Source organism: Rhizobium sp. UFLA01-1127 (assembly GCF_059803845.1).
Genome location: NZ_JAUQTZ010000258.1, coordinates 1 through 3,309, shown reverse-complemented (window position 1 = coordinate 3,309; position 3,309 = coordinate 1). Strand labels below are relative to the sequence as shown.

Genomic DNA, 3,309 nt, shown 5'->3' with positions numbered 1-3,309 from the left:
GGATGTGGACATGGTGGCCTTTACGGGATCCACTCCGACCGGACGGCGCTTCCTGCGCTATGCGGCGGATTCCAACCTCAAGAAGGTCGTTCTCGAATGTGGCGGCAAGAACCCCGCCGTGGTGCTCGAGGATGCCGAGGATCTGGATCTCGTTGCCGAACAGGTGGTCAACGGTGCCTTCTGGAACATGGGCGAGAATTGTTCCGCGACCTCGCGCCTGATCGTGCAATCGCGCGTCAAGGACGAGTTGCTGAAGCGCATCGGTGCCTATATGCGCGAATGGAAGACCGGCGATCCGCTCGATCCGGACAACCGCATCGGCGCGCTGGTCAGCAAGAATCACTTCGAAAAGGTCTCGTCCTTCCTCGACGATGTGAAGACCGAAAAGCTCTCGCTGGCCTATGGCGGCGAGACCCAAAAGGGCATCTACATCGAGCCGACGGTCGTCGACGGCGTCACGCCCTCGAGCCGACTGTTCCAGGAGGAGATTTTCGGGCCGATCCTGTCGGTCACGACATTCGAGACTCTTGCCGAGGCCATCGCCCTTGCCAACGATACCAATTACGGCCTGACGGCATCAATCTATACCGGCAGCCTCAACAAGGCCATACGGCTCTCGCGCGAGATCCGGGCCGGCGTCGTCACCGTCAACTGCTTCGGCGAAGGCGATGCGACGACACCGTTTGGCGGCTATAAGGAGTCTGGCTTTGGCGGACGCGACAAGTCGATCTTCGCCCATGACAACTATTGCGAACTGAAGACGATCTGGATCGACGTTTCCGACCGCTCGGTGGACGAGACGATCCGATGATCACGAAGTCCGTCAGGCGTTTGCCGGCAGAAAACGGCATCTCGGGCTGGGAGGCGATCAGCCAACGTTCGTTCCCGGTCCGGAGCCTGGAAGGCAACGTCACCGCGGACTGGCTCATTATCGGTGCGGGCTTTGCCGGGCTCTCGGCTGCCCGACGTCTGCAGCAGCTTCGGCCCGACGATAAAATCGTCATGCTGGACGCAAGCGAAGTCGGCAAAGGAACGTCGGGCCGCAATTCCGGCTTCATGATCGACGTCCCGCATAACCTGTCGTCGAGCGAATATTCGAGTGGCGGCCTGGACGCCACTCGCCTGGAGATGGCTCAGAACAGGGCTGCCATCGCTTTCGCGAGAGAGGCCGCGGACGAATACGGCATGTCGGCGGAAACCGTCGATCCGGCGGGCAAGATCAATGCCGCGGCGACCGCGCGTGGGATGAGGCTGAATATCAGCTTCGGCCAATCCCTGAAGGGCGCCGGCGAGAAGCACAGCTTTCTTGATGCGTCCGAAATGCGCAAGCTTACCGGTTCCGACTATTATCTCGGCGGCCTCTATACGCCGGGCGCGGTCCTGATCCAGCCGGCCGACTATGTCCGCGAATTTGCAGCAGGGCTGTCGCGCAAGATCGACATCTTCGAGAGGTCGCCGGTTACCGCGCTTGCGCGGGATAAAGGAACGTGGACGGCCATCTCCACCCGCGGCAAGGTCAACGCGCCGAACGTTATCCTCGGTGTCAACGGTCACATCGACGACTTCGGCCACTTCCGCGGCCGCCTGATGCATATCTTTGCCTATGCCTCAATGACCGCCGCCTTCTCAGCCGAAGACCTCGGTCGAAAAGTTTCGGGGCGGGATCGGTGGGCGCTGCTTCCCGCCGACGCCATGGGCGCGACGGTGCGAAAGATCACCTCGGGCGGACGGTCCCGTATCGTCATCCGGACGAAATATACCTACGAGACGACGATCACCGTTTCCAATCGGCGAATGGCCAAGATGGCCGAAGAGCATAGAAGCTCGCTCGACGCGCGCTTTCCCGGGCTCAAACACATTCCCTTCGAGCATAGCTGGGCCGGGCGCCTGTGCCTCAGCCGCAACCATGTGCCCGCATTCGGCGCGCTTGACGAAGGGCTTTATTCGGCATGCTGCGAAAACGGGCTCGGTACCGTCAAGAGCACATTGGCGGGCATGATGGCCGCTGAACTGGCCACCGGCACTGCCTCGGAGCAACTCGAAAAATATATGGATCACGCCGCGCCATCCAGGTTGCCACCGGAACCCTTTGCATGGCTCGGCATCAATTCGGTGATCCGTTTGCAGGAATTGCGCGCAGGCCGCGAGGGATGATCTCTCGCCGCGCAATGTGAAGACTGCGCCTGTCGCAGGTCTTCAACAAGATGGGAACGAAAACTAGGAGTAAGAAAAATGAAGACTTTGTGGAAGGCGCTCTGCGCGGCCGCGATGGTCGGAATGACCGTATTTTCCGCCCATGCGGAAGAAAAGAGCATCACCGTCGGAACGATGTCGTGGGAGGACCTGACGCCGATCACCGGGATCACCAAGAAGGTGCTGGAAGACGCCGGCTACACCGTGAAGGTCGTGCCCTTCTCGGAGTGGGGCATTGCCTACGCTGCGCTCAGCAAGGGCGACATCCAGATCCTCGCATCCCAGACCGACTATGTGGCGCAGGACTACTGGGACAAGAACAAGAAGCGTCTCGAGAAGATCTCGCCGGTCTCGCACGGCCTGTTCCAGGGCGTCGCCGTGCCGAAATATGTACCGATCGACTCCATGGACCAGTTGAACGCCAATGCCGACAAGTTCGGCGGCAAGATCGTCGGCATCGAGCCGGGCTCGGGCCTGATGCGCGATACTGCCAACGCCGTCAAGGGCTATGATCTGAAACTTCAGCTCGTCGAAGGCAGCACCGCGGCCATGACTGCGGCCCTGAAGTCGGCCGTCGATCGGAAGGAATGGATCGCCGTGACGATCTGGGAGCCGTCCTGGATGATGCAGAAATACGACGTGAAATTCCTCAAGGACCCCAAAGGCATCTTCCCGCCGCCGCAGAGCTATTACTGGGTCGGCAAGAAGGGCTTCTCCGCCGAATATCCGCATGCTCGCGAAGTCATCGCGAGTGTCTATGTGCCGCTTGCCGACATCACTGCGATCAACAGCGCCGTGAATGATGGCAAGACGATGGACGAGGCCGTGAAGGACTGGACCACGAGCCACGCCGATCTGCTGAAGCGGTGGGAGAATATCAAGGGCGAATGATGCCGACGGCGGGTCGCCGTCAAAGCGGCCCGCATCCCTCAACGAAGACGAACAGGCCGGCAATGGACTGGCCCCGCGGGGAATATGATGAACACTGTCATGGATAACGCCAGCGAAGTCCTGGTCGATTGCCAGAACGTTTGGAAGATATTCGGTGCGCGTGCGAACGCCGCTGTGAAGGCCGTGTCCGAACGAGGCCTCTCCAAGAAACAGGTGCTTCAGGAA

At 60.4% G+C, this 3,309-nt stretch carries 3 protein-coding genes and 1 pseudogene; all 4 read left to right on the top strand.

Annotation, left to right across the window (positions count from 1 at the left end; genetic code table 11):
• On the top strand, positions 1-811 hold an 811-nt coding region (locus Q4Q11_RS31340; protein WP_498571924.1), incomplete at its 5' end, for an aldehyde dehydrogenase family protein.
• Complete coding sequence (locus Q4Q11_RS31335) at positions 808-2,154, top strand: NAD(P)/FAD-dependent oxidoreductase (RefSeq protein ID WP_498571923.1); 1,347 nt, start codon at positions 808-810, stop codon at positions 2,152-2,154. The genes Q4Q11_RS31340 and Q4Q11_RS31335, both read left to right, overlap by 4 nt.
• Before the next feature lie 78 nt (positions 2,155-2,232).
• Complete coding sequence (locus Q4Q11_RS31330) at positions 2,233-3,084, top strand: glycine betaine ABC transporter substrate-binding protein (RefSeq protein WP_112502366.1); 852 nt, start codon at positions 2,233-2,235, stop codon at positions 3,082-3,084.
• Between the two features lie 99 nt (positions 3,085-3,183).
• Positions 3,184-3,309: pseudogene (locus Q4Q11_RS31325) on the top strand (glycine/betaine ABC transporter); the annotation flags it as partial.